The 24,218-nt window shown below is 68.0% G+C and carries 26 protein-coding genes; 4 read left to right on the plus strand and 22 right to left on the minus strand.

The window, feature by feature from the left end; all coding sequences use genetic code 11:
* Positions 1-82: 82 nt before the first annotated feature.
* Both EV659_RS11295 and EV659_RS11300 read right to left on the minus strand, forming a co-directional pair.
* A complete protein-coding gene (locus tag EV659_RS11295; RefSeq protein ID WP_132708999.1) occupies positions 83-526 on the minus strand; it encodes a hypothetical protein in 444 nt (147 codons plus the stop codon).
* A 92-nt stretch (positions 527-618) separates the two neighbouring features.
* Positions 619-1,203, minus strand: coding sequence for an NUDIX domain-containing protein (locus tag EV659_RS11300; RefSeq protein ID WP_132709000.1), 585 nt, complete (start codon positions 1,201-1,203; stop codon positions 619-621).
* Positions 1,204-1,251: 48 nt separating this feature from the next.
* On the opposite strand from EV659_RS11300, the gene EV659_RS11305 reads away from it, so the two are divergent.
* Positions 1,252-1,863 (plus strand): septation protein A, encoded by a 612-nt coding sequence (locus tag EV659_RS11305; protein ID WP_132709001.1) that lies wholly within the window; start codon positions 1,252-1,254, stop codon positions 1,861-1,863.
* Positions 1,864-1,939: 76 nt separating this feature from the next.
* On the opposite strand, the gene EV659_RS11310 is transcribed toward EV659_RS11305, so the two are convergent.
* The 13 genes from EV659_RS11310 to ccmA all read right to left on the minus strand — a co-directional run bounded on the left by EV659_RS11310 (position 1,940) and on the right by ccmA (position 11,435).
* Positions 1,940-2,524 (minus strand): hypothetical protein, encoded by a 585-nt coding sequence (locus EV659_RS11310; RefSeq protein ID WP_132709002.1) that lies wholly within the window; start codon positions 2,522-2,524, stop codon positions 1,940-1,942.
* 3 nt (positions 2,525-2,527) lie between these two features.
* Complete coding sequence (locus tag EV659_RS11315) at positions 2,528-3,100, minus strand: NUDIX hydrolase (protein ID WP_132709003.1); 573 nt, start codon at positions 3,098-3,100, stop codon at positions 2,528-2,530.
* An 82-nt stretch (positions 3,101-3,182) separates the two neighbouring features.
* The gene (locus EV659_RS11320; RefSeq protein WP_132709004.1) at positions 3,183-3,551 is read right to left on the minus strand and encodes a hypothetical protein; all 369 of its coding nucleotides are present in this window, start codon (positions 3,549-3,551) and stop codon (positions 3,183-3,185) included.
* Positions 3,552-3,845: 294 nt separating this feature from the next.
* A complete protein-coding gene (gene ccmI, locus EV659_RS11325) occupies positions 3,846-5,150 on the minus strand; it encodes a c-type cytochrome biogenesis protein CcmI (RefSeq protein WP_132709005.1) in 1,305 nt (434 codons plus the stop codon).
* Positions 5,147-5,638: a cytochrome c-type biogenesis protein gene (locus tag EV659_RS11330; RefSeq protein WP_243641593.1), complete on the minus strand. Its 492-nt coding sequence runs from the start codon at positions 5,636-5,638 to the stop codon at positions 5,147-5,149. The genes ccmI and EV659_RS11330 overlap by 4 nt, the downstream gene beginning before the upstream one ends.
* The gene (locus EV659_RS11335) at positions 5,635-5,838 is read right to left on the minus strand and encodes a hypothetical protein (RefSeq protein ID WP_132709006.1); all 204 of its coding nucleotides are present in this window, start codon (positions 5,836-5,838) and stop codon (positions 5,635-5,637) included. Before EV659_RS11335 ends, EV659_RS11330 begins: the two co-directional genes overlap by 4 nt.
* A gap of 54 nt (positions 5,839-5,892) precedes the next feature.
* On the minus strand, positions 5,893-6,483 hold the full coding sequence (locus EV659_RS11340) for a DsbE family thiol:disulfide interchange protein (RefSeq protein ID WP_132709007.1): 591 nt from the start codon (positions 6,481-6,483) through the stop codon (positions 5,893-5,895).
* 69 nt (positions 6,484-6,552) lie between these two features.
* Positions 6,553-8,556 carry a heme lyase CcmF/NrfE family subunit gene (locus EV659_RS11345; RefSeq protein WP_132709008.1) on the minus strand — a complete coding sequence of 668 codons (2,004 nt, stop codon included), beginning with the start codon at positions 8,554-8,556 and terminating at the stop codon, positions 6,553-6,555.
* Entirely contained in the window at positions 8,553-9,059 is a 507-nt protein-coding gene (gene ccmE, locus EV659_RS11350) for a cytochrome c maturation protein CcmE (RefSeq protein ID WP_132709009.1), read from the minus strand. The genes EV659_RS11345 and ccmE overlap by 4 nt, the downstream gene beginning before the upstream one ends.
* Complete coding sequence (gene ccmD / locus EV659_RS11355) at positions 9,056-9,223, minus strand: heme exporter protein CcmD (protein ID WP_132709010.1); 168 nt, start codon at positions 9,221-9,223, stop codon at positions 9,056-9,058. The genes ccmE and ccmD overlap by 4 nt, the downstream gene beginning before the upstream one ends.
* Positions 9,220-9,963: a heme ABC transporter permease gene (locus EV659_RS11360; protein ID WP_132709011.1), complete on the minus strand. Its 744-nt coding sequence runs from the start codon at positions 9,961-9,963 to the stop codon at positions 9,220-9,222. The genes ccmD and EV659_RS11360 overlap by 4 nt, the downstream gene beginning before the upstream one ends.
* Before the next feature lie 108 nt (positions 9,964-10,071).
* Positions 10,072-10,734 (minus strand): heme exporter protein CcmB, encoded by a 663-nt coding sequence (gene ccmB, locus EV659_RS11365; RefSeq protein WP_132709012.1) that lies wholly within the window; start codon positions 10,732-10,734, stop codon positions 10,072-10,074.
* The gene (gene ccmA, locus EV659_RS11370) at positions 10,734-11,435 is read right to left on the minus strand and encodes a heme ABC exporter ATP-binding protein CcmA (protein WP_200287695.1); all 702 of its coding nucleotides are present in this window, start codon (positions 11,433-11,435) and stop codon (positions 10,734-10,736) included. Before ccmA ends, ccmB begins: the two co-directional genes overlap by 1 nt.
* Before the next feature lie 275 nt (positions 11,436-11,710).
* Here ccmA and acnA point away from each other — a divergent pair, with 275 nt between their 5' ends.
* Positions 11,711-14,401, plus strand: a complete 2,691-nt coding sequence (gene acnA, locus EV659_RS11375; protein WP_132709014.1) for an aconitate hydratase AcnA — start codon at positions 11,711-11,713, stop codon at positions 14,399-14,401.
* 222 nt (positions 14,402-14,623) lie between these two features.
* Positions 14,624-15,763 (plus strand): alpha/beta hydrolase family protein, encoded by a 1,140-nt coding sequence (locus tag EV659_RS11380; protein ID WP_132709015.1) that lies wholly within the window; start codon positions 14,624-14,626, stop codon positions 15,761-15,763.
* A gap of 114 nt (positions 15,764-15,877) precedes the next feature.
* Here EV659_RS11380 and ftsY read toward each other — a convergent pair whose 3' ends face one another.
* From ftsY to ispH, 7 genes are all read right to left on the minus strand, one after another.
* The gene (gene ftsY, locus EV659_RS11385) at positions 15,878-16,855 is read right to left on the minus strand and encodes a signal recognition particle-docking protein FtsY (protein WP_132709016.1); all 978 of its coding nucleotides are present in this window, start codon (positions 16,853-16,855) and stop codon (positions 15,878-15,880) included.
* Between the two features lie 127 nt (positions 16,856-16,982).
* Positions 16,983-18,086 (minus strand): redox-regulated ATPase YchF, encoded by a 1,104-nt coding sequence (ychF, locus tag EV659_RS11390; RefSeq protein WP_132709017.1) that lies wholly within the window; start codon positions 18,084-18,086, stop codon positions 16,983-16,985.
* A 59-nt stretch (positions 18,087-18,145) separates the two neighbouring features.
* Positions 18,146-18,721 carry an aminoacyl-tRNA hydrolase gene (gene pth, locus EV659_RS11395; RefSeq protein WP_132709018.1) on the minus strand — a complete coding sequence of 192 codons (576 nt, stop codon included), beginning with the start codon at positions 18,719-18,721 and terminating at the stop codon, positions 18,146-18,148.
* A gap of 99 nt (positions 18,722-18,820) precedes the next feature.
* Complete coding sequence (locus EV659_RS11400) at positions 18,821-19,453, minus strand: 50S ribosomal protein L25/general stress protein Ctc (RefSeq protein ID WP_132709019.1); 633 nt, start codon at positions 19,451-19,453, stop codon at positions 18,821-18,823.
* 139 nt (positions 19,454-19,592) lie between these two features.
* Complete coding sequence (rnhA, locus tag EV659_RS11405) at positions 19,593-20,051, minus strand: ribonuclease HI (protein WP_132709020.1); 459 nt, start codon at positions 20,049-20,051, stop codon at positions 19,593-19,595.
* Entirely contained in the window at positions 20,038-21,060 is a 1,023-nt protein-coding gene (locus tag EV659_RS11410) for a homoserine kinase (RefSeq protein WP_132709021.1), read from the minus strand. The genes rnhA and EV659_RS11410 overlap by 14 nt, the downstream gene beginning before the upstream one ends.
* A gap of 28 nt (positions 21,061-21,088) precedes the next feature.
* A complete protein-coding gene (ispH, locus tag EV659_RS11415) occupies positions 21,089-22,042 on the minus strand; it encodes a 4-hydroxy-3-methylbut-2-enyl diphosphate reductase (protein ID WP_200287694.1) in 954 nt (317 codons plus the stop codon).
* Between the two features lie 263 nt (positions 22,043-22,305).
* On the opposite strand from ispH, the gene EV659_RS11420 reads away from it, so the two are divergent.
* Entirely contained in the window at positions 22,306-24,153 is a 1,848-nt protein-coding gene (locus tag EV659_RS11420; protein ID WP_132709023.1) for a peptide MFS transporter, read from the plus strand.
* Positions 24,154-24,218: the final 65 nt, after the last annotated feature.

The following is a 24,218-nucleotide window of genomic DNA, read 5'->3' on the forward strand; positions in this document are numbered from 1 at the left end:
TCCGTCATCAACCCGCGAACCAAGACCGCCTCCCAAAAGCCAGTCTTGAATCACGCTTCGACCGCCTTGGGAATCCACTTCGTCAACAGGACCTAGCCTTTTCAGGTAACTCATTTTTCAAATCTTCCTCGAATAATATAAATTGCTGCTGCACATGATCGACATAGTCAGATGGATCGGATTCTGGATTCAGCGCCTTCCAGTCCTGATAATCGTGGTACTCGAAATACCCTACTGTCCCAATTCCAATGAAAGGCATAGCAGACATAACCAACTTGATTTTTGATTTAATTTTTTCTTTTGCAATTTTCTTTTTATATTTTTGTTCAATGATTTTATTTGCAGCCTTCAATTTTGCAATTTGAGCCGTCGGTTGAGCTAATTCAGCGCTCTTTTGTACGACATGAAAGGCCAACCCAACCGAGGATGCTGCAAAAGTCAGGCAGGAACTAATTAGTATAGAAATCAAGTGACTCTTGATGATAAAGAAAATTTTATACTTTTTATCGACAAATTTGTTTCGCATTAGAGCCTCCGTTACATTTATTCCAATGTAATGGAACGCGAAATACAAAATCAATACCCGTCAAGGGAGCACCGCCGCCGCCTTTGCGCGGCCTAGCAGCCGCCGGCGAGCGCCCATTGTACGGCCAACAGCAGCCGCGCCTCCTTGAACACCCCTTGGGCGAGGGCCGCGCGCACCTGGTCGCGGGTCCAGGTCAGCACCTCGATATGCTCGCCCTCATGGTCGTTGCCGCCGCCGGTGCCCAAGCGCTGGGACGTGTCCACCTCGGCATAGTAGAGATAGGCGTATTCCGAGGTGCCGCCGGGCGAGACGAAAAACTCGCCCAAGGGCTTGAGCGCGCGCGGCGCCAGCCCGACCTCTTCGACCATCTCGCGCGCGGTCGCGGCTTCGGGCGTTTCGTCGCCGTCGATGCCGCCGGCGACCAGTTCGACCAGCCAACCGTCGCTGTGGCGCAGGCTCGGATAGCGGAACTGGCGCACGAACACGAACAGGTCGCGCGCCGGGTCGTGGACCAGGGCCGCGATGGATTCGCCGCGCTCCAGGCACAGCACCCGCTGCGGCCCGGCCCAATCGCCCGCCGCGGTGCGGAAGCTGACCCGCGCGGCGTCGACCCGGTACCAGTCGTCCAGCACGGTCTCCACCGAATGGATGGTGAAAGCGGGCGCATCGTCTGCCATGGTGGGGGTCCTCTCATCCAAACACGATATCAGGCAGTACTAACGGGTATGACCGCAGACACCAGCCCCCGGCACAACGCGACCCTCAAGCTCACCATCGAGATGGGGCCGCTGATCGTTTTCTTCGGCACCTATTTCCTGGCGCCGCGTTTCGGCGTTGCCGACCCGATCTTCCCGGCCACCGGGCTGTTCATGATCGCCACCACCGCCGCCATGATCGCCTCGTGGCGGATCGAGGGGAAGATCGCGCCCATGCTGTGGGTGTCGAGCGGGGTGGTCATCGTCATGGGCGGGCTGACGCTGATCCTGCACGACGACACGTTCATCAAGATGAAGCCGACGATCGTCAATTCGATCTTCGCGCTGACCATCATCGGCAGTTTGATGGTCGACCGGCCGGTGCTCAAACCGCTGTTCCAGTCGGCCTTCCCGCCGATCACTCACCGGGGCTGGCGCGAACTCAGCCGCAACTGGGCCGCCTTTTTCCTGTTTTTGGCGCTGCTCAACGAAACGATCTGGCGCAATTTCTCGGAAGAATTCTGGGTCGCCTTCAAGGTCTGGGGCAATATCCCGCTGACCTTCGCCATGGCGCTCTATCAGGTGCGGGTGATGAACCGGAACCTCGACCGCGCCGAGGACGACGCCCCCGGCGGCGATTAATGACCCAACGACTTCGCGACCAGCGACCGACCGGACAGGGACCAACCGGGCGGGTGCGGTGCGGCCCGGGAGGCCCTCAACCGCCCTGCCCCGGCGCCGGCGCGCCCGCCTCGCGGCTGGGGCGCAGGCGGGCGCGCATCGGTCCGGTCACCCCCTGACAATAGAGCCGTCGGGCGGTCAGGTCGGCCTCGACCCGGTCGCACCGGAGCGTCACGGCAGCGGTGTCGAGCGTCACCCCGCCGCCGAGGGTCGCCAGATCCTGATCGAAATCCACAACAGCCCAGCCGGCCTCGGCCACTTGGTCGCCGCGCACGAGGCGCGCACGGCCGGGCATGTCGGCGCGGTAGAGCGTTTGACCGTCGCGCAGATAGCCGACGACGCGCGGCGCCTCCAGCATTTGATCGCAACGAAAAAGTCGCGCGCCGCCCTCCATGATCACCCGTTCAGGCTCTTTGGCCCGGCGCAGGCGCCCGCGTTCGCCGAGTTCGAACTGGACCTTTTCGGTGCAGCGTCCTTCGATCTCGCCCGGGGCTACGGTCTGTGCCGCCGCCGGCCACGCAAACCCCGCCAGCACCGCGATCGGCACCAGCCCCGCCAGCCCCAACATTGCCGGCCGCCACGGCGCCCGCGCCCCGGCCCGCACCCGCCATCCGCTGGCCATGGGCTAAAGCCCCGCTGGGCGGCGGTCGCCGCGGTCGCCGGGCGGATTACCGAACGGCGCAAAGTCGCCGGTCAGCCCGCCGGGTCGATCGAGCAGCCGACGATAGTCCCGCAGCGCCCAGACCACCGACGGAAACGCCAACTCGTCCCACGGGATATCGTCCCAGCCGACCAACGCCACCTCGGCGCTCTCGGGCCCGGCGGCGACCGCGTCGCTGGTCAGCCGGGCCAGATAGATCAGTTGCACCTGACTGATCCGGGCGATGTTATAGACCGCCAGGAGCCCGTCGAGCGCCAAGTCGGCGCGCGCCTCCTCCCAGGCCTCGCGCCGGGCGCCTTCCTCGGACGTCTCGGCCAGCTCCATATAGCCCGCCGGGATCGTCCAATAGCCGCGACGCGGCTCGATGGCGCGCCGGCACAACAGCAGCCGGTCGCCCCAGCGGGCCACCGAGCCCACGACGATCTTCGGGTTTTCATAATGGATGAAGCCGCAGCTATCGCAGACGAGGCGTTCCCGGTCATCACCCTCGGGGACACGCCGGCGAAACGGCGGCGCAGCGTTGATGTCTTCTGCCATGGTCAAACCATGCCCCGAGCGCGGCTGCGCCGTCCAGCGGTTTCCCGCCCCAGCGACCGCCCCGCCTCACCGGGCCCGTTCGTTAAACGAAGATATCGACCACCTGGCCCAGCGGCTGGCGGGCCATGATGCCGCCGGCGCCCAGGGCCAGGGCGCGCCCGCCCACGCCGGCCATGTCACCGCCGAGCGCCCGGACCCGGTCGCTGGCGGCGCGCAGTTCGGCATTGCTGGACAGCGGGTTGGCGGACGACCGGCGCTGTGCCTGACGGGCCCTGAACTCGTCGATCATCGCCTGACGGCGCGGGTCCTGGGTGTCGCCGCGCGCCTTGGCGGCGCCATCGTCGGGCTGGCCCGGCGACTGGCCCGGCACTTGTCCGGTGCGCTGCGACGGGCCGCCGAACAGCGTACCCAGCGCCGAGAGAAGATTGCTATTGGGATTGATCGACGGCATTCCCTACCCCTCTGCCGTAATCCAAAGCGCCCGGCGACCAGGCGGCCCATTTTATTGCCGGTCCAAGCCTTGGCCGGCCCAGTCTCACCCGGTCCCGTCTCACCCGGTCAGGCTCAACCCGGTCTAGCCACCTGAACCGCAGCCCCCAGGCGCCATCGATCCCGGGCACCAACGATCCCCGGTAGGCACCGACCCGCGCGCGCCCACAGGTTCGTCCGCAGACCAGCCCTTGAGCCGGTTAACGGGGCGAACGCGGGCCACTCGCCGGACCGGGGCCCGCGAAGCCGGTGAAGTTTACTCGGTCGGGCCGCTGGTTTCCAGCGTTTCCAACTGTTGGCGGATTTGGGCGGCCTGGGCGGCGTCGTCGGTCAGGTCGAGGGCCCGGCGCAGCGCCTCGGCGGCGGCGGCACTGTCGCCCTGCACCCGTCGCGCCCGGGCAAGCCGCAGCCAACCATCGCGGTCGTCGGGATTGTCGGCGAGACGCGCCGCCAGCCGGTCGACCATGCTGGCGATGAACGCCTCGCGCTCGGCCGGGGTCATCTCCGACGCCGCCGCCATGGCCTCCTGGCTCGGCTGGGGCATGCCCGCGGGCGCCCCCTGGCCCCCTGCACCGCCCGCTTGGGCTGCGTCGGCTTGGGCTGCGCCGGCTGACGGCGTGCCGGCCTGGGCCGCGCCCGGCTCGGCGGCGTCTGCCCGGGGCGCGCCGGCGCCCGACGCCGGCGGCTCGCGGCGCCAGGACCGCATCTGCAAGTCGGCGCGCGCCTGGGCCATGGCAACCTGGAACGGCACCCGCGCGCGTTCGGCCTCTTGGGGCAGCCGGTCGAGCGCATCCTGCCAGATTTCGATCGCCGCTTCCGCATCGCCGCGCTGGGCCAGCGCCACGCCGGTGTAATAGGCCACCGCCGGATGCCCCGGGTCCACCTGGGCGGCGCGGTTGAAGGCCAGCCGCGCCGCCGGCGTCACCTGGCCTTCCGAGATCTGCACCAAGGCCTCGCCATAGCCGACCCAATAGTCGCCCTTGTCCGGGTCGAGCCGGGCCGCGCGCTCATAGGCATCGGCCGAGCGCGACCATTGGCCCATGCGGCCGCTATAGCGTGCCAGCATGGCCCAGCCGTCGGCGCGGTCGGGGTCGTCCTTCAGGACCCGTTCCAATTGATCGACCAGGCCGGCCATTTCCTCGGCCGCTTCGGCCTGGTCGGGGCTCGGCGCCCGGGCGCGTTCGGCGGCACTGCGCTCGGCCCGGGCCACCCGGTCGGCATTGGGGTCGCCCACCAGAGCATAGCCCACGGCGCCGATGGCCACCCCAACCAGCGCCAGCGCCAGCACCGCCGCCCGCGGCACCTGGCCCCCGGCGCGCCGGTCGTCGCGCTGGCGGTCGGCGGCCAGCGCCCGGCGCTTGATCTCCACCGCCGCGGCGTCGGCATCCTCGCGGGCCAGGCGGCCCTCGGCCACGTCTCGGTCCAGGTCGGCCAACTGGCTCTTATAGACCATCAACGCCTGGCGCCGGGTCTCGTCGGTCTCGGCCTTGGCGCGGCCCAACCGCCACCACAGGGTCGCCAACAGGGCCAGCAACACCAGGCCCGCAATTGCAAAACTCATGGGTTGTTCACTTCATCCAGCAGGGATTGGACGCGCGCTTCCTCTTCGGCGCTCAAACGCCCGGCGACGGCGCGTTTGCGCCGGCTGTTGGCCAAGGCCAGAGCGCCGCCGAGGAACAACAGGATCGCCGGCCCGCCCCAAAGCAGATAGGTGCGCCGGTCCACCGGCGGGCGCATCAACACCCAATCGCCGTAGCGGTCCACCAGATAGCGCTTGACCTGATCGGGGTTATCGCCCGCGGCCACGCGCTCGCGCACCACCTGGCGCAGGTCGCGCGCCAGATCGGCATTGGAGTCCTCGATCGACTGGTTCTGACAGACCAGGCAGCGAATGTCGGCCATGATGTCGCGGGCCAGAGCCTCTTTCTGCGGGTCCTTGAGCCGCCCGTTGGGATCGACGGCGACCGCCGACGCCGGCGGCGTCAGGACCAGGGCCAAGACGACCACAAGCGCGGAGAGCGAAGCGAACGGAACGAACAGCCGGATCACGATTGATTTTCCCTATTCTGGCGGGTTTGTCGGTACTGCCGAACGATTTGGGCGACCAACGCCACCGCCAACAAGCTCAAGAGGATCGCAAACACCCAAAGCGGCACGAACGACGGGATGAACATGGTCACCGCGATGATCACCGCCAGTTCGACCCAATTGCCGCGCAGGGTCCGCAATGCCGCGGCCAGCCAGGTCATCGCCGTTTCTCCCTCCAACCGCCTCAACGGACGGAAAGCCTCCGGTCGCCGCGCTCAATTGCCACCCTGGCCGTCACCCTGGCCGCCGGCCGGGGCCTCGCCCTGCGGACCGGCCACCCTGCCGGCCGCTTCGAGCGCGGGCATCAACTCGGTCTCGATCAGCCGCGGCGTCAACGGCCCGGCATGCTTGAACCGGATCACCCCTTGGCCGTCGACCACATAGGTCTCGGGCACACCATAGACGCCGAGGTCGATGCCTAGCCGCCCGTCGGCATCGACGCCCACGGCGTCATAGGGGTTGCCGAGGTCGTCGAGAAACCGCTGACCGGCGGCCTGGGTGTCCTTGTAGTTGATACCATAAACCGGCAGGTCAAGGCGGTCCGACAGCGTCATGAGTTGAGGATGTTCGGCGCGGCAGGGCGTACACCACGAGGCGAACACATTGACGATCGCAGGACGCCCGGCCCGGAGATCGTCGCTCGACAGGCCCGGTCCGCCCTCATACAGGGCCGGCAGGTCGAAGGTGGGCGCCGGTTTGTCGATCAGCGCCGAGTTGAGCTCGCGCGGGTTGCGGCTCAAGGCGCCGTAGAGCAGCACCGTCAGCGCGATGAACACGGCAATCGGTAAAAGGGCACGCCAGGACATGGGACAAAGCTCTCGTTCAACAGCTCCGGGCCGGTCGGGCGGCCCGGAGACAGGACTACCAGATACGACCTATTCGGCCGGCGCCGCCACCGACTTGGGACCGGCGCTCGCATCGGCGCGGTCCGCCTTGGCGCGGGTCGGCGCGCCGACCCGGCGCCGCCGGTCGGTGAGCGAAATCGCGCCGCCGACCACCATAAGCCCGGCCCCGGCCCAGATCCACGACACCAGAGGCTTGTAGTAAAGCCGCGCCGACCAGCCGCCCTGTTCGGGTTCACCGACCACGGCATAGAGGTCGCCGTGCCATAGCGGTTTGATCGCCGCCTCGGTGGTGGTGTTGGGCGGGCTGGTATAGGTGCGCTCCTCGGGCGCCAGACGGGCCACGGTCTGCCGGCCGCGCTGGACCCGAAAATGGCCCTCGACCGCGGTATAGTTGGGGCCGGCGGCGGGGTTCACGCCCTCGAAGATGAACGTATACGGCCCCGCCTCGACGCTCTGGCCGCGACTGACCGTGACCAGCTTCTCGACCGTGAAGGCCTCCGACCCGGCGATGCCCAGAATGGTCACCGCCAAGCCCAGATGGCCCAGCGTCAGCCCCCACTGGCGCTTGGGCAGGCCCACCAAGCGGCGCAGCGACACCCACGGCGGGGTCGAGAACAGCTTGATCCGCTTGGCCAGTTCCATCGCCGTGGCGAGCACCAGCCAGACGCCGAGCACCAACCCCATCAGCGGCGCCCACTCGCCGTCGAGCGCCACCAGGGTGAACACCGCGAACAGCGCCGTGCCGACGATCGCCGGGCGCAGGTCCTTGACCACGCTCTTGAGGCTGCCGCGCTTCCACGCCATCAACGGCCCGATCGCCATGGCGAGCAGGAACCCAGGCGCCAGCGCCACGGTGATGGTGTTGAAGAACGGCGCGGCGACGGTGATCTTTTCGCCCAACAGCCCGTCGACGATCAGCGGATAGAGCGTGCCGAGCAGCACGGTGGCCGCCGACACCGCCAGGAACAGGTTGTTGACCACCAGCATCCCCTCGCGGCTCACCGGACGGTACAGGCCGCTGGCCTCCAGCGACGCCGCGCGCCAGGCATAGAGGGTGAGCGCGCCGCCGACGGTGAGCGCCAAGAGCGCCAGGATGAACACCCCACGCGCGGGGTCGGTGGCGAAGGCGTGGACGCTGGTCAGCACGCCCGAGCGGACCAGGAAGGTGCCGAGCAGGCTGAGCGAAAAGGTCATGATCGCCAGCAGGATGGTCCAGCTTTTCAGGGCGTCGCGCTTCTCGACCACGATCGCCGAATGCAACAGCGCGGTGCCGGCCAGCCACGGCATCAGCGAGGCGTTCTCCACCGGGTCCCAGAACCACCAGCCGCCCCAGCCGAGTTCGTAATAGGCCCACCAGGAACCGAGCGCGATCCCGGCGGTCAGCGCCATCCAGGCGGCCAGCGTCCACGGCCGTACCCAGCGCGCCCAGGTCGGCCCGATCCGGCCGTCGATCAACGCCGCGACGGCGAACGAAAAGGCGATCGAAAAGCCCACATAGCCCAGATAGAGCAAGGGCGGATGGAAGGCGAGCCCCGGGTCCTGAAGCAAGGGGTTGAGCCCCTGGCCCTGGGGCGGCGCGGGGATCAGCCGCTCGAACGGGTTCGAGGTGAACAGGATGAACGCCAGAAAACCGGTGGCGATCATCGACTGCACCGACAACACCCGGGCCCGGAAACTGACCGGCAAATTGCGCCCGAACGCGGCCACGGCGGCAGCGAACAGGGTCAGGATCACCATCCACAGGAGCAGCGAGCCCTCATGGTTCCCCCAGACGCCGGAGATCTTGTAGAGCAACGGCTTGTCGGTATGGCTCGACGCCACCACCAGGCGCACCGAGAAGTCCGAGACGATGAACGCCTGGGTCAGCGCGGCGAACGCCAGGGCGACGAACAGAAACTGGCCGACCGCCAGGGGCTCGGCCACGGCCATCAGCCGGGCGTCGCCGCGATGGGCGCCGATCAGCGGCACGACGGCGACGATGGCCGCCAGGCCGAATGCCAGCCAGAGCGACAGATGGCCGAGTTCCGGGCTCACGAGCCGGGCTCCGCCGAGTTCACCGGCACCAGCTTGCCGTCGGCGCCCTCGCGCCATTCGCCGCGTTCCTTGAGCGCCTCGGCCACCTCGGGCGGCATATAGGTTTCGTCATGCTTGGCGAGCACATTGCTGGCCACGAACAGCCCCGCACTGTCCAGCACGCCCTCGGCGATCACGCCCTGGCCTTCGCGGAACAGGTCGGGGACGATGCCGCGGAAGCGCACCAGTTGCTCGGCCGCGCCGTCGGTGACCCGGAAGGTGATGGTCGAATCGCCCAGCTTGTCGACGCTGCCCTCGGCCACCAGCCCGCCGAGGCGGAAGCTGCGGCCGGGCTCGATCGGGCGTTCGGCCAGGTCGGCGGGGGTGCGGAAGTGGTTGGCGCCCTCGCCGAGCGCCAGGACCAGAAGCGCGCCGGCGATGGCCAGCCCGAACAGGCCCGCCAGGCCCATGACCAGGCGTTGCTGCTTGCGCTTGTGGGCGCGGTTGCCGCTCAGTCGACTCATTGCCGGCTCTCCTTGCCTAGGGCCTTCAGCCGTTCGGCCTCGCGCGTCAGCCGACGCTGCTTGGCGAAGCTCCACCCGGCCAGGGCCACCATGCCGATCAGGGTCAGCCCGTAACAGGGCCAGATATAGGCGCCATAGCCGCCCATGGCGAAAAACTCACTCATGCCGCCGTCCTCGCTCGTTGGGCGGCGTGGGCGCGCGCGCGGCGCAGGCCGTCGACCCGCTTGGCCGCCACCGCCGCCTTGATCCGCCACAAGATCACGGTCACGAAATAGAGGCTGAACGCGCCGAGCATGATCAGCAACGGCGTCAGCATCGACGGGTCCATCGCCGGGCCGTCGCGGCGCAGCAGGCTGGCCGGCTGGTGCAGGGTGTTCCACCAGTCGACCGAAAACTTGATGATCGGCAGGTTGATCAGCCCGACCAGCGACAGGATCGCCGCCGCCTTGCCGGCCTTGTCCGGGTCCTCGATCGCCTCGCGCAGCGCCATATAGCCCAGATACAGAAAGAACAGCACCAGCATCGAGGTCAGCCGCGCGTCCCACACCCACCAGGTGCCCCAGGTGGGCTTGCCCCACACCGCCCCGGTGACCAGCGTCAACCCGGTGAACAGGGCGCCGACGGGCGCCAGAGCCACCGCCGCCAGATCGGCCAGCGGGTGGCGCCAGATCAGCCACACCGCGCTGGCGATGCCCAGGCCCAGATAGCCCATGGTCGCCAGATAGGCGCTTGGTACGTGGATATACATGATCCGCACCGTCTCGCCTTGCTGATAATCCGGCGGCGAGAACAACAGGGCATAGGGCAGCCCGACCAGGAAAGCCAACGCCGTCGCGGCGGCAAGCCAGGGCAGCAGCCGGTCGGCCAACGAGACGAAACGAGCGGGATTGGCGAGGTAGTGCATGATCTCTTTCTTAAGCCTAACGCCCTGGCGCTTCAAGAAACACCGGGCGGTTTCAAGCGGATTTGACAGGGACCGAGCGCCGCAGGTCGTTACTCCTAAACCGTTCGATCAGGCGACCGCCAGGCGCAATGCGGCCGCCGTGGCCACCGGTCCAACCACCAGCGCGCCCATGCTGAGCGCGCCGACGAAGTAGAACGCCTGCATGGCCTGCGCGCCACCGGCGGCCGCCCCAACGCCGAAGATCAGCACCGGCACCAACAGCGGCAGCACCAGAATGGGCACCAACACGCCGCCGCGCCGGACCATCACGGTAAGCGCCGCGCCCAGCGTGCCGATCGCCGACAAGGCCGGCGTGCCGAGCGCCAGGCTCAAGGCCAGCCGCGCGATGGCGTCGCCGTCCAGTTGGAACAGGATGCCGGCGATCGGGCTCGCCACCACCAGCGGCAGAGCGGTGACCAGCCAGTGCGCCAGGGTCTTGGCCAACGCCACCAAGGCCACCGGCGCGCCCGCCGTGACCAGTTGGTCGAGCGTGCCATCCTCGAAATCGGCGCCGAACAGCCGGTCGAGCGCCAGCAAGGCCGCCAACAAGGCCGCCACCCAGGCGACCGCCGGGGCGACTCGGGTCAGCAGGGCGCTATCGCTGCCGAGGCCGAGCGGAAACAGCGCCAGCACCACCAGAAAGAACATCAGCGGCATCAACGTGCCGCCGGCTTGCGCCAGCGCCAGGCGCACGTCCTGGCCCAGCGTGGCGGCGAACACCCGCGCGCCCATCAGGCGATCTCCCACATATCAAGGTCGGCGTCGCCATCCGGGCCAAGGTCGAGGCTGGCGGCGGAGGCCATTTCGACCACCGCCATGGCCGGGTCGAGCGGGTCGTGGCTGGCGATCAGCGCGCAACCGCCCTGGCCGGCGTGGCGGGCGATCAGCCGCGCCAGATCGGCGCGCGCACCGGCGTCGAGCCCCACCGTCGGCTCGTCGAGCAGCCAGATCGGCCGGGCGGCCAGGAACAGCCGGGCGAGCGCCGCGCGCCGCCGCTGCCCCGACGACAGCATGCGCGCCGGCAGATCGCGCAGCGCGCCCAGGCTCAGGGTGTCGAGGGCGGCGTCGACGCGCTCGGCCACCTGCGCCTCGGCCACGCCCTGGAGGCGGGCGAAAAAGGCGGTGTTGTCATAAAGGCTCAAGGCCGGCTTGAGCGCCTCGGCGTGGCCGATGAAGTGGACCTCTGCGGCATAGCCCTCCGGGTCGTCGTCGAGCGCCACGCCATCGAGCGCGATGGTGCCGGCGGCCGGCCGGCCGAGCCCGGCGAGCAGGCGCAACAGGCTCGACTTGCCGACGCCGTTGGGGCCCTTGAGCCACACCGGCCGGCCGGGGCCGAGCGACAGCGACAGGCCGGCGAACACCGGCCGGCCGGCCCGGCGACAGGCCAGATCGGTGACATCCAGGCGATGGGCTGGAAAGACAGGATCGGGCACGACACTTCCACTCATTGCGACGACTTGCGACGACGACGGCGCCGGGGCGACGACAAGGCCGCGCGGCGGCTGGACGCTAGCGTCTGCGGCACGCCTTGGGAAGGGCAAACGGGTATCGGCGCGGGCGGTTTGGCCGACCACCGGACCAGCGGCGGCGCTGGCGCCGCTTGCCCCCCCCGCTTGCGCCGCTTGCGACCCCGGATTATGTCAAGGACACCGTTTCGCCCCCCGTTCTGCCCACGGGGTCGGTTAGTACTAGCCCAAGAGGACTGCCCATGGCCAGCACCGGCAAGGATAGCCTGAACACCAAACGCCGCCTGACCGCGGCCGACGGCCGGGAGTATGCCTATTACTCCCTCGACGCCGCGGCCGAGACCGTCGGCGACGTCACGCGCCTGCCCTATACGCTCAAGGTTTTGATGGAAAACCTGCTGCGCCATGAGGACGGCACCACGGTGACCGCCGACGACATCCAGGCGGTGGCCGACTGGCAAAAGGACCGTCGCTCGACCCGCGAGATCGCCTATCGCCCGGCGCGGGTATTGATGCAGGACTTCACCGGCGTGCCGGCGGTGGTCGACCTGGCGGCGATGCGCGCGGCCATGGCCAAGCTTGGCGGCGACCCGGAAAAGATCAATCCCCTGGCCCAGGTGGATCTGGTCATCGACCATTCGGTGATGGTCGACGCGTTCGGCAACGCCCAGGCGTTTCGCCACAATGTCGACCTGGAGATGACGCGCAACAAGGAACGCTACGAGTTCCTGCGCTGGGGCCAGCAGGCGTTCGACAATTTCCGCGTCGTGCCGCCGGGCACCGGCATCTGCCACCAGGTCAATCTGGAATATCTGGGCCAGACCGTGCTGACCAAGGATGTGGGCGGCGAGACCCTGGCGTTTCCCGACACGCTGGTGGGCACCGACAGCCACACCACCATGATCAACGGCCTGGCGGTGCTCGGCTGGGGCGTCGGCGGCATCGAGGCCGAGGCGGCCATGCTCGGCCAGCCGATCTCCATGCTGATCCCCGAAGTGGTCGGCTTCAAGCTCACCGGCGCGCTCAGCGAAGGCACCACCGCCACCGACCTGGTGCTGACGGTCACGCAGATGCTGCGCGAGAAGGGCGTGGTCGGCAAGTTCGTGGAGTTCTACGGCGACGCCCTGGCCGCCATGTCGGTGGCCGACCAGGCGACGATCGCCAACATGGCGCCCGAATATGGCGCCACCTGCGGCTTTTTCCCGGTCAGCGAGGCGACGCTGACCTATCTGCGCTTCACCGGCCGCGACGCCGCCACGGTGGCGCGGGTCGAAGCCTATGCCAAGGCGCAAGGGCTGTGGGCCGACGCCGATACCCCCCATCCGGTCTATTCCGACACGCTGGAATTGGACCTGAGCACGGTCGAGCCGTCGCTGGCCGGGCCGAAGCGCCCGCAAGACCGGGTCGCCTTGTCCCAGGCCAAGGCGTCGTTCGGCCGCGAACTGGCCCAAACCTTCCACAAGGCCGGCGAAGAAAGCCGCCGGGTGCCGGTCCCGGGCGAGAATTACGACCTGGGCCATGGCGACGTGGCGATCGCCGCGATCACCTCGTGCACCAACACCTCGAACCCCGACGTGATGCTGGCCGCCGGCCTGGTCGCCCGCAACGCCCGCGCCAAGGGCCTGCGGGTCAAGCCGTGGGTCAAGACCTCGCTGGCGCCGGGCAGCCAGGTGGTCACCGACTATCTGGGCCGCGCCGGCTTGCAGGACGATCTCGACGCCCTGGGCTTCAACCTGGTGGGCTATGGCTGCACCACCTGCATCGGCAATTCGGGCCCCCTGCCCGAGCCGATTTCAGCGGCGGTCAACGACAATGACCTGGTGGTCACCTCGGTGCTGTCGGGCAACCGCAATTTCGAGGGCCGGGTCAGCCCCGACGTGCGCGCCAACTATCTGGCCTCGCCGCCGCTGGTGGTCGCCTATGCGCTGGCCGGCACCATGGGCGCCGACATCATCACAGAGCCGCTGGGCGAAAGCGACGCCGGCGAGCCGGTCTATCTCAAGGACATCTGGCCGAGCATGCAGGAGGTCCACGACTGCGTCGCCGCCTCGATCACCTCGGAGATGTTCAACGAGCGCTATGGCGACGTGTTCACCGGCGACGCGGTGTGGCAACAGATCGCCGTGTCGGACGGCCAGACCTATGAGTGGGACGCCCGGTCCACCTATGTGCAGCACCCGCCGTTCTTCGAGGACATGGGCGCCGAGCCCGCGCCGATCGCCGACATCAAGGCGGCGCGCATGCTCGCCATGCTCGGCGACTCGATCACCACCGACCACATTTCGCCCGCCGGCGCGATCAAGCCCGACAGCCCGGCCGGGCGCTATCTGCAAGAGCATGGCGTCGAGCGCAAAGACTTCAACAGCTACGGCTCGCGGCGCGGCAACCACGAGGTGATGATGCGCGGCACCTTCGCCAATGTGCGCATCCGCAACGAAATGGCGCCGGGCACCGAAGGCGGCGTCACCGTGCACCAGCCCTCGGGCGAGCAGATGGCGATCTACGACGCCGCCATGGCCTATCGCGACCAGGGCGTGCCGCTGGTGATCGTCGCCGGCAAGGAATACGGCACCGGCTCCAGCCGCGACTGGGCCGCCAAGGGCACCCGGCTCTTGGGCGTCAAGGCGGTGCTGGCCGAGAGCTACGAGCGCATCCACCGGTCCAACCTGGTGGGCATGGGCGTGCTGCCCTTGCAGTTCAAGGACGGCGACGGCCGCGAAAGCCTCGCCCTCACCGGCGCCGAGACCTTCGACATCACCGGCATCGCCGGCGACATCGCGCCGCGCCAGGACGTGGCCGTGCGCATCGCTTACGCCGACGGCAGCACCAAGGACATCACCATGCTGTGCCGGATCGATACCGCCGACGAGGTGGACTATTACCGCAATGGCGGCATCCTGCACTATGTGCTGCGCCGCCTGGCCGCCGACTGAGCGCGCCAGCGCCTCACCGCGAGCCCCCAAACGGCCGCCGGCTTGCCCCCGGCGGCCGTTTTTTGTCGCCGGCCCGGCTCAACCGACAGACTATTGCGCAGCCGGGGGCCGGCGCCGCACAGTGTTTGGCCTACGACAATCACAACCACGCGTCCCGCCGCCCGCCACACGTGCCGGCGACCAACGGGACCGGGCCACCCCAAGAGAGAGGAAACAGCCCCCATGCGCCCTAAACCTATCGTCGCGCGCCTTGCCGCGCTCGGTGCGCTGACCGCCGCGCTGGCAGTACCCGGCGTCGCCCCCGCCGCCGCCCAAGACGGCGACGCCCCGGCCTGGGCCGAAGATCTGGGCCAAGCGATCGCCAACCAGCGCCACGCCTTCGACACCAGCCAGCGCCTGACCCGCGAGGTGCTGATGCGCCAGACCCTCGGCGATGTCGCCCATATCGAGCGCATCCGCCTGACCGGCCCGGCGCTGGGCGCCGACTACACCGACGACTGGATCGAGCAAGCCGGCGCCGGCGCCTTCGTGCGCGAAAACCCCCTGGTGTTCTGGGCTTATGTGTTCGTGCCCAAGGACGCGGCGGCGTCGGGGAAGAAGCTGCCGCTGTTGCTCTACCCCCATGGCGGCGTGCACAGCAATTTCCGCATCGACGGCGGCCACATCATGCGCGAATTGCTGGCCCAGGGCTATGTGATCGCGGCGCCGGAATATCGCGGCAGCACCGGCTATGGGCGCGGCTTCTACGAAAGCATCGACTATGGCGGCAAGGAGATCGCCGACACCAAGGCGACCCGCGACTTCGTGGTCGAGAATTACAGCATCGTCGACCCCGACCGGGTCGGCATCATGGGCCACAGCCATGGCGGCCTGCACACGCTGATGAACCTGTTCGAGTATCCCGACGCCTACAAGGTGGGCTTCGCCGACGTGCCGGTGTCGGACCTGATCGCGCGCATGGGTTATAAGACCGACGGCTACCGGGCGCTCTATTCGGCCAATTATCACATCGGCAAGACCGCCTATGCCGCGACCGAGGAATACAAGCGCCGCTCGCCGGCGTGGAACGCCCACAAGCTTCAGACGCCGCTGCTGGTCTACACCAACACCAATGACGAAGACGTCAATGTGCTGGAGGTCGAACACCTGATCAAGGCGCTGAAGGCGGCGGACAAAAAGTTCGAATACAAGGTGTTCGAGGATATCCCCGGCGGCCATAAGCACGCCCGCATGGACCACAAGACGGCCCGCGAGGCGCGGCTGCGCGCCTACAAGTTCCTGGCCGACCATCTCGACCCGCCCAAGCCGCTGACGTCGCTGAAAGCGCTGGAAAAGGCCGGCTATCTGTTCCACGGTCGCTGACCCGACCGTCCCGATCCCTCAGGGGCCCACCACCGGCGTCGGTGTTGGGCCCCGCCCCCACGGCCTTCGGCCTGTGGGGCCATCGGCCAGCCGGGCCAGGGGCGCCGGCGGCGGTCAGACCGCGTCCACCAGCGCCTTGGCGAAGGCTTGGGGGTCGAAGGGTTGCAGGTCGTCGACGCCCTCGCCGACGCCCACGAAGTGCACCGGCAGGTCGAACTTTTCCGCCGCCGCCACCAGCACGCCGCCGCGCGCCGAGCCGTCGAGCTTGGTCATCACCAGCCCGGTGACCCCGGCCTGGTCCTTGAACACGTCGATCTGCTGGACCGCGTTCTGACCCGTGGTGGCGTCGAGCACCAGCAGCGTGTCGTGGGGCGCCTGGCCCAGCTTCTTGGTCACCACCCGGATCACCTTGGACAGTTCGTCCATCAACGCCGCCTTGTTCTGCAAGCGCCCGGCGGTGTCGATCATCAACACGTCGATGCCCTCGGCCTCGGCGCGCACCAGCGCGTCATAGGCAAGGCCCGCGGCGTCGCCTTCGAGCTTGGTGGTCACCACCGGACAGCCGACCCGTTCGCCCCACACCGCCAATTGCTCGACCGCAGCGGCGCGGAAGGTGTCGCCGGCGGCCAGCATCACCGACTTGCCCTCGGCGCGGAACTTGGACGCCAGCTTGCCGATGGTGGTGGTCTTGCCGGTGCCGTTGACGCCAACCATCAAGATCACGTGCGGCCGGTGGCCGCGCTCCACGTCCAGGGGGGCGGCCACGCCGTCGAGGATCTGCGCCACCTGCTCGGCCAGGACCGCGCGCACCTCGTCGGGGCTGACCTCCTTGTCGTAGCGCTCCTTGGCCAGTTTTTCGGTCACCCGGGCGGCAACCGCCGGGCCCAGATCGGCGCTGATCAGCAGGTCTTCGAGCTCTTCGAGGGTGTCGTCGTCGAGCTTGGCCTTGGTGAAGATGCCGGTGATGCCGCCGCCTAGATTGGCCGCCGACCGGCCGAGCCCGGCGCGCAGGCGCTTGAACCAGCCGCCCTTCTTCTTGTCCTCGCCGGTCTCGCCCTCGGACGGGTCGCGGTCGGGATGGTCGTCGGCCATGCTCGCTGCCTCCTCGCTGTGAAAACCACTGCGCCCTGCATACGCCGCCCGCCGGCGCTTTTGAAGCCGTCGATGCCGGTGGCCGGACACCGCCGGGAGCGGCCTGAGGCGCGCCGGCGCGGGCGGGCTAGTTGGCGAAGCGGAAATGCATCACGTCGCCGTCGGCGACCACATACTCCTTGCCTTCCAGACGCATACGCCCGGCGTCCTTGGCACCGGTCTCGCCGCCATGGGCCACATAGTCGTCAAAGGCCGTGGTCTCGGCGCGGATGAAGCCCTTTTCGAAGTCGGTATGGATGACGCCCGCGGCCTGCGGTGCCTTGGCACCCGCCGGCACGGTCCAGGCGCGCGCTTCCTTGGGCCCGACGGTGAAGAAGGTGATCAGGTGCAGCAACTCGTAGCCGGCGCGGATGATCCGGTCGAGCCCGGGCTCGTCGAGCCCCATATCGCCCAGGAACTCGGCCTTTTCCTCGGCGCTGTCCATCTGCGCGATCTCGGCCTCGATGGCCGCCGAGATGATCACCGAGCCCGCCCCCTTGGCCGCCGCCATGGCGGCGACGGCGGCCGCATGGGCGTTGCCCTCGGCGGCGGCGGCCTCCTCCACATTGCACACATAGAGGATCGGTTTGGTGGTCAGCAGTTGCAACTGGCGCAGCAGCCGGGCCTCTTCCTCGTCGGCCGGCTCGACGGCGCGGGCCGGCTCGCCGTCGGCCAGCACCGCCAGACAGCGTTCGACCAGGGCCAGTTCCGCCTTGGCGTCCTTGTCCTGGCCGCGAATGCGCCGTTCGAGGTTGGGCCGCCGCTTTTCCAGCGATTCCATGTCGGCGAGCATCAGCTCGGTCTCGACCGTCTCGGCGTCGGCGACCGGGTCGACGCGGCCGTCCACATGGGTGATGTCGTCGTCCTCGAAACAGCGCAGCACATGGACGATGGCGTCGACCTCGCGGATATTGGCCAGGAACTGGTTGCCGAGCCCCTCGCCCTGGCTGGCGCCACGGACCAGCCCGGCGATATCGACGAACGACAGCCGGGTCTCGATCTTGGTCGCCGAGCCGGCCAATTGGGCCAGCGTGTCAAGGCGCGGATCGGGCACCGGGACCTCGCCCACATTGGGGTCGATGGTGCAGAAGGGATAATTCGCCGCCGCGGCTGCTGCGGTGTTGGTCAGCGCGTTGAACAGGGTCGACTTGCCCACATTGGGCAGGCCCACGATCCCGCATTTGAAGCCCATGGCTGCTCGTCCTTCCGGTTTTAAGTCAGCGGGGGCGCCGCCGTGCTTGCGGGCGGCCCTCAGGCCGCCTGAAGCCGCCGCGCCACCTCGGTGGAAAACCGCTGCCAGTCGCGCGCGCCCAGCAGCTCGGCCGAGGCTTCGACCGCCTCGACCACGCCCGATATGGTCGGCTCTTCGGCCTTGGCGAAGTCGCTCAGCACATAGCCCGACACCCGGTCCTTGTGGCCGGGATGGCCGATTCCGAGGCGCACGCGCACGAAGTCGGGGCCGATATGCTGGGCGATCGAGCGCAGACCGTTATGGCCCGCATGGCCGCCGCCCTGCTTGACCTTGACCTTGCCGGGCGCCAGGTCGAGTTCGTCGTGGATCACCACCACGTCGGCGGGGCTGAGCTTGTAGAAGCGCATCGCCTCGCCGACCGCGCGCCCGGACTCGTTCATATAAGTCTGCGGCTTGACCACCACCGCCTTGTCCGCGCCCAGCCGGCCTTCGCAGACCCGCGCCTGAAAGCGCGCCTTCTCAGGCCCAAAGCCGGGCCGCCGGGCGACGATTTCGTCGACCACGCGAAAGCCGATATTGTGGCGATGGCGGGCGTATTTGGCGCCCGGATTGCCCAATCCGACCAGAATCAGCATGACCAGCGCTCCTGCCCCGACGCGCCCCGGCCCCGCGAACGGAGCGGGCCTCGCAAGGACGCTTGCGAGGCCCGCCAACGCTCGGCCGTGCGGTGGGGATTACTCCTCGCCGCCCTCTTCTTCGGCTTCCTCGCCCTCGGCTTCCTCACCCTCGGCCGACTTCATGGCCGACGGCGCGGAAATCGTCGCGACGACGAAGTCGCGGTCGGTGATGGTCGGCGTGCAGCCCTCGGGCAGCTTGGCCTGCGAGATACGGATCTGGTCGTTCACGTCCATGCCCTTGACCGACACTTCGATCATCTCGGGGATGTTCATCGACGGCACGTCCAGTTCCACGGTGTCGCGCACCATGTTGAGCACGCCGCCACGGGTCAGGCCCGGGCAATCGTCCTGGTCGACCACGTGCACCGGCACTTCCACGGCCACCGTGCCGCCCTTGGTCAGGCGCAGGAAGTCCACGTGGATCGGCGTATCGGTCACCGGATGGACTTGCAGGTCGCGCGGCAGCACGCGGGTCTTCTTGCCGTCCACGTCGATTTCATACTGGTGGGACATGAAGCCGCCGCGGTTCATCAGGCGCACCAGTTCGCGCCGTTCCACCGTGATCATCTCGGGCTTCTTCTTGCCGCCGTAAATCACCGCCGGCACCAAGCCTTCGCGCCGTGCCGCGCGGGCGGATCCCTTTCCGGCCCGGTCGCGCTTGACGGCGACGATCGTCGTCACGTCTGCCATGGTCTCAATCTCCGAAAACTGGGTCGGGCCGGCCCCATGCCGGTCCCGCAGGCCGCCCCCTCCAGGGATGTGGGCGTGCCTCGAAAGCGCGCTCTTTATCGCTTGTGGCGGGGCTTGACAAGCCCCTTGAGGCAAGGCCTCAGCGTTTGAACGGCGCCATGCCCTCATTGGCCAGTTGGTCGGCGCGTTCGTTTTCGGCATGGCCGGCATGGCCGCGCACCCATTGCCACTCGACCCGGTGGCGGGCCAGCTCGGCGTCGAGCGCCTGCCACAGATCCTGGTTCTTGACCGGCTTCTTGGCGGCGGTCTTCCAGCCGCGCGCCTTCCAGCCCGGCAGCCATTGGGTGATCCCGTTCATCACATATTGGCTGTCGGTGGCCAGCAGCACATCCGACGGCCGCTTGAGCGCGCGCAACGCCTCGATGGCGGCGGTCAGTTCCATGCGGTTGTTGGTGGTCTGGCGCTCGCCGCCCTTGATCTCCTTCTCGCGCTCGCCATAGCGCAGCAGCGCGCCCCAGCCGCCGGGCCCGGGATTGCCCGAACAGGCGCCGTCGGTGAAGATCTCCACCCGTCGCGGCGACCGGTCAGCCGCAGGCATCGGCAATCGCCCGTGGCTGGTCGAGAAACAGGCGCAGGCGCGGCATCATCGCCAGCGGGTCCTTGGGCCGGATGCGCGCGTCGGGCTTGGGGTTGAGCCAGTCATAGGCGCGCGTCAGGGTAAAGCGCAGCGCCGCCCCCTGGGTCAGCACCGGCAGTCCGGCGGCCTCGGCCGGGCTCAGCGTCCGCCGCTCGCCATAGCCCGCGACCATGGCACGGGCCCGCGCCGGCTCGAACCGGCCCCGGCCGTCAAACGCCCAGGACGCCAGCGACACCGCCAGGTCATAGGCCAACACCTCATGGGCGGCGAAGAAGAAGTCGATCACCCCCGACACATCGTCGGCAGTTGGGTGGGCGGCTGGGTCGGCTTCCGGGCCGGCCGTCGTCGCCGCGCCCGCGCCAGCGAAAAACAGATTGTCGGGGAACAGATCGCCGTGGATGACGCCCCGCGGCAGGTCGTCGCCGGGCCAGGCGGCCGCGATACGGTCGAGCGCCCGGGCCAGTTCGGCATGCAGCCCGTCGGCGATGGTGTCGAGCCGGGTTCCGCAGGCGTCCAGCAACCCGTACCAGTCGGTCAGCGACAGCATGTTGGGCCGGTGGCTGTCCATGCCTTCGGTGACCCGGTGGATGTGGGCGAGCACGCGACCGCAGCCCCGGCACGCCTCGGGCGCCGGGTCGTCCACCGGGCGGCCGGGCAGAAAGCTGGTGACCAGCGCCGGGCGCCCGGCGACCGACGTGATCGCGCGGCCGTCGCGGCCCGCGACCGGCCGCGGACACGGCACGCCGGCGTCCGACAGCCGGGTCAACAGATCGACGAAGAACGGAATATCCTGGGGCTCGACCCAGCGTTCGAACACGGAAACAACATACCGGGCACGCGCACCGTCGACCAGATAGGTGGTGTTCTCGGTGCCTTCTTCGACACCGGTATAATCCACCAGAGCGTCCAGCTCGTTATCGGTCAGCAGTGCGTCGATGTCGGCCCGGCTCAACTCGGTAAATACCGCCATGGCCGTCCTTATTAGAGCTTGATCGCGCTCAGGCTGCTTCTTCTTCCCTCAGCGACGCCGGCAGCTTGAAAATCACATCCTCGCGCGCCGTGGTCACCTCTTCGATGGTGACATTATAGTGCGCCCGGAGCGCGTCAATCACTTCTTCCACCAGCACCTCGGGCGCCGAAGCACCGGCGGTGATACCGACACTGGTCAGCCCCGACAACCAGTCCCAATCCAGCGCCTCGGCGCGCGGGAACAGCCGCGCGTCGGAGCCGCACTTCTTCGACACTTCCACCAGACGCTGGGAGTTGGACGAATTGGACGCGCCGATGACGATCATCTTGTCGCAGCGGTCGGCGATCGCCTTGACCGCTTCCTGGCGGTTGGTGGTGGCGTAGCAGATATCTTCCTTCTTCGGCCCTTCGATATCGGGGAAGCGGCGGGTCAGCACCTCGATGATGTCCTTGGTGTCGTCCACCGACAGCGTGGTCTGGGTGACGAAGGCCAGTTGCTCGCCGTGCGGCGGCTCGACCGCCTCGGCGTCGGCGACGGTCTCGATCAGGGTCATCTTGCCGTCGTCCACCTGGCCCATGGTGCCGACCACTTCGGGGTGGCCCGAATGACCGATCAGCAGGATGTGGCGGCCGGTGCGGTCGTGCCGCTCGACCTCGCGGTGGACCTTGGAAACCAGCGGGCAGGTGGCATCCACATAGAACATGTTGCGCTGTTCGGCATCTTCAGGGACCGATTTCGGCACCCCGTGGGCCGAAAACACCACCGGCGCGTCGGCCGGCACTTCGTCCAATTCCTCGACGAACACGGCGCCGCGCCGCTCCAGCCCCTCGACCACATAGCGGTTGTGGACGATCTCATGGCGCACATAGACCGGCGCGCCGAACCGTTCGAGCGCCAACTCGACGATCTTGATCGCCCGATCCACCCCGGCGCAAAAACCGCGCGGGTTGGCGATGACAATGTTCAAATCGGGCTTCGCCATGGGTCTCTCCTGGGGCATGGGATGAAAGCGGACCTAAAATGTTGGCTATCTCATATGGGGGCTGTGTCTCAAGGGGAAATCCCCCTATCCTATCGCGGCAGGCGCGCGTTCACGATAAATTTCTAGGCAAAACCGCTCGGGCTGTGGTTTGTTACGCCGCCATGACGGCCGGGCCCGGCCGCGGCCACCCGGTTCTACACACATCGAAACGCTGAAATCGCGGGTCCTCCGGGACCCCGGACCTGACAGAAGGGTAAGCGGTTATGAGTGACGCGCCGCAGCCGACGCCTGCGTCGGCACATGGGGAGTTTCTGGGCCATCCCAAGGGCCTGATCGTCCTGTTTCTGACCGAAATGTGGGAGCGCTTTTCCTATTACGGGATGCGTGCCCTGTTGATCTTCTACCTGACCCAGCACTTCCTGTTCGGCGACGACAAGGCGACTGCCATTTACGGCGCCTATACCGCGCTGGTCTATGTGATGCCGGTGATCGGCGGGTTGCTGGCCGACCGCTATCTGGGGGCGAAAAAGGCGGTCACCTTCGGCGCCATCCTGCTGGTGTTCGGCCACGCCACCATGGCCATCGAAGGCGACGCCTCGCGCCAGTTCGTCGACTATGCCGGCCAGTCCTACGAGATCGTCACCGAAGGGCGCGGCGACGCCGCCGAGCGCTTCGTGCTGGTTGACGGCGAGCGGCTGGAGGCCGCGGTGGGCGGCGGCGAGATCGACTTTCACGATGCCGACCGCGCTGCGGCCGCCGGTCTGCCTGCGGTGCTCACCGGCGAGGACTTCGCCCTGCGCACCCAGCGCGACCAGGGCGGGCTGCAGTTGCTCTATCTGGCGCTGGCGCTGATCATCGCCGGCACCGGCTTTTTGAAGGCCAATATCTCGACCATCGTCGGCGACCTCTACGCGCCCGGCGACCGGCGCCGGGACAGCGGCTTCACCATCTTCTACATGGGCATCAATCTGGGCTCTTTCATGGCCACGCTGCTGTGCGGCTGGCTGGGCCAGACCTATGGCTGGCAATACGGCTTCGGGCTCGCCGGCATCGGCATGGTGCTCGGGCTGACCGTGTTCCGGGTCTGGCAACCGCTGCTGCGCGGCCTGGCCGAACCGCCCGACCCGGCCAAGCTGCGCGAACGCGTGGCACCGATGCTCAACCGCGAATGGCTGATCTATCTGGGCGGCGTGGTGATGGTGGTGGTTGCCTGGCTGCTGCAATCGCAGGACGTGGTCGGCAACCTGCTGATCGCTGCGGGGGCCGTGGTGTTCGGCGGCATCCTGGCCTATTCGCTGATCAAGTGCACGCCCATCGAACGCGACCGGATGCTGGTCGCCACCTTCCTGATCCTGTGCCAGATCCCGTTCTGGGCGCTGTTCGAACAGGCCGGCTCGTCGCTCAACCTGTTCGCCGACCGGGCCGTCGACCGGACGCTGTTCGGCTGGGAAATCCCCGCCTCCATGTTCCAGTCGCTCAACGCCTTCTTCATCATCACCCTGGCGCCGCTGTTCGCCATCGGCTGGACCTTCCTGGCGCGCAAGCGCCGCGAGCCCTCGACGCCGGTCAAGTTCTCGCTCGGCCTGTTGCAGGTGGGTCTGGGCTTTCTGGTCCTGGTTGCCGGGATCGAGGCGTCGGGTGACGTGGGCAAGGCGTCGATGATCTGGCTGGTGCTGGTCTATCTGCTGCACACCACGGGCGAGCTGTGCCTGAGCCCGGTGGGCCTGTCGATGGTCACCAAGCTGTCGGTGGCGCGTCTGGTCGGCATGATGATGGGCGCGTGGTTCCTGGCCACCGCGTTCGCCAACTTCCTGGCCGCCCAGATCGCCCGCACCACCGGCGCCGAGACGGTCGGCGGCGAGATCACCGACCTGGCCGCCGCCAAGGCCAATTATGCCGACGTCTACGCCAATGTGGGCTGGCTGGCGGTGGCGATCGCGGTCGGCGTGTTCGCGCTGTCGCCGATCCTGCGCCGGGGCATGCACGAAGAACGGGTCGGCCCGGTCGCCCACAATATGGCCGGCGAGGCGGAATTGGCCGAACCGGCGGCCGCCGGCGCGCCAGCGTCGCGTGCGGCCGTCGAAAGCGAGACCCGCTCGGGCCAAGGCTAAGGCCGGCACCCGACGCCCACCAATGACCCGCTCCGCCGCGGCGACCAGGCGGCGGAGCGGATGAC

The organism is Rhodothalassium salexigens DSM 2132, assembly GCF_004341375.1.
GTDB lineage: Bacteria > Pseudomonadota > Alphaproteobacteria > Sphingomonadales > Rhodothalassiaceae > Rhodothalassium > Rhodothalassium salexigens.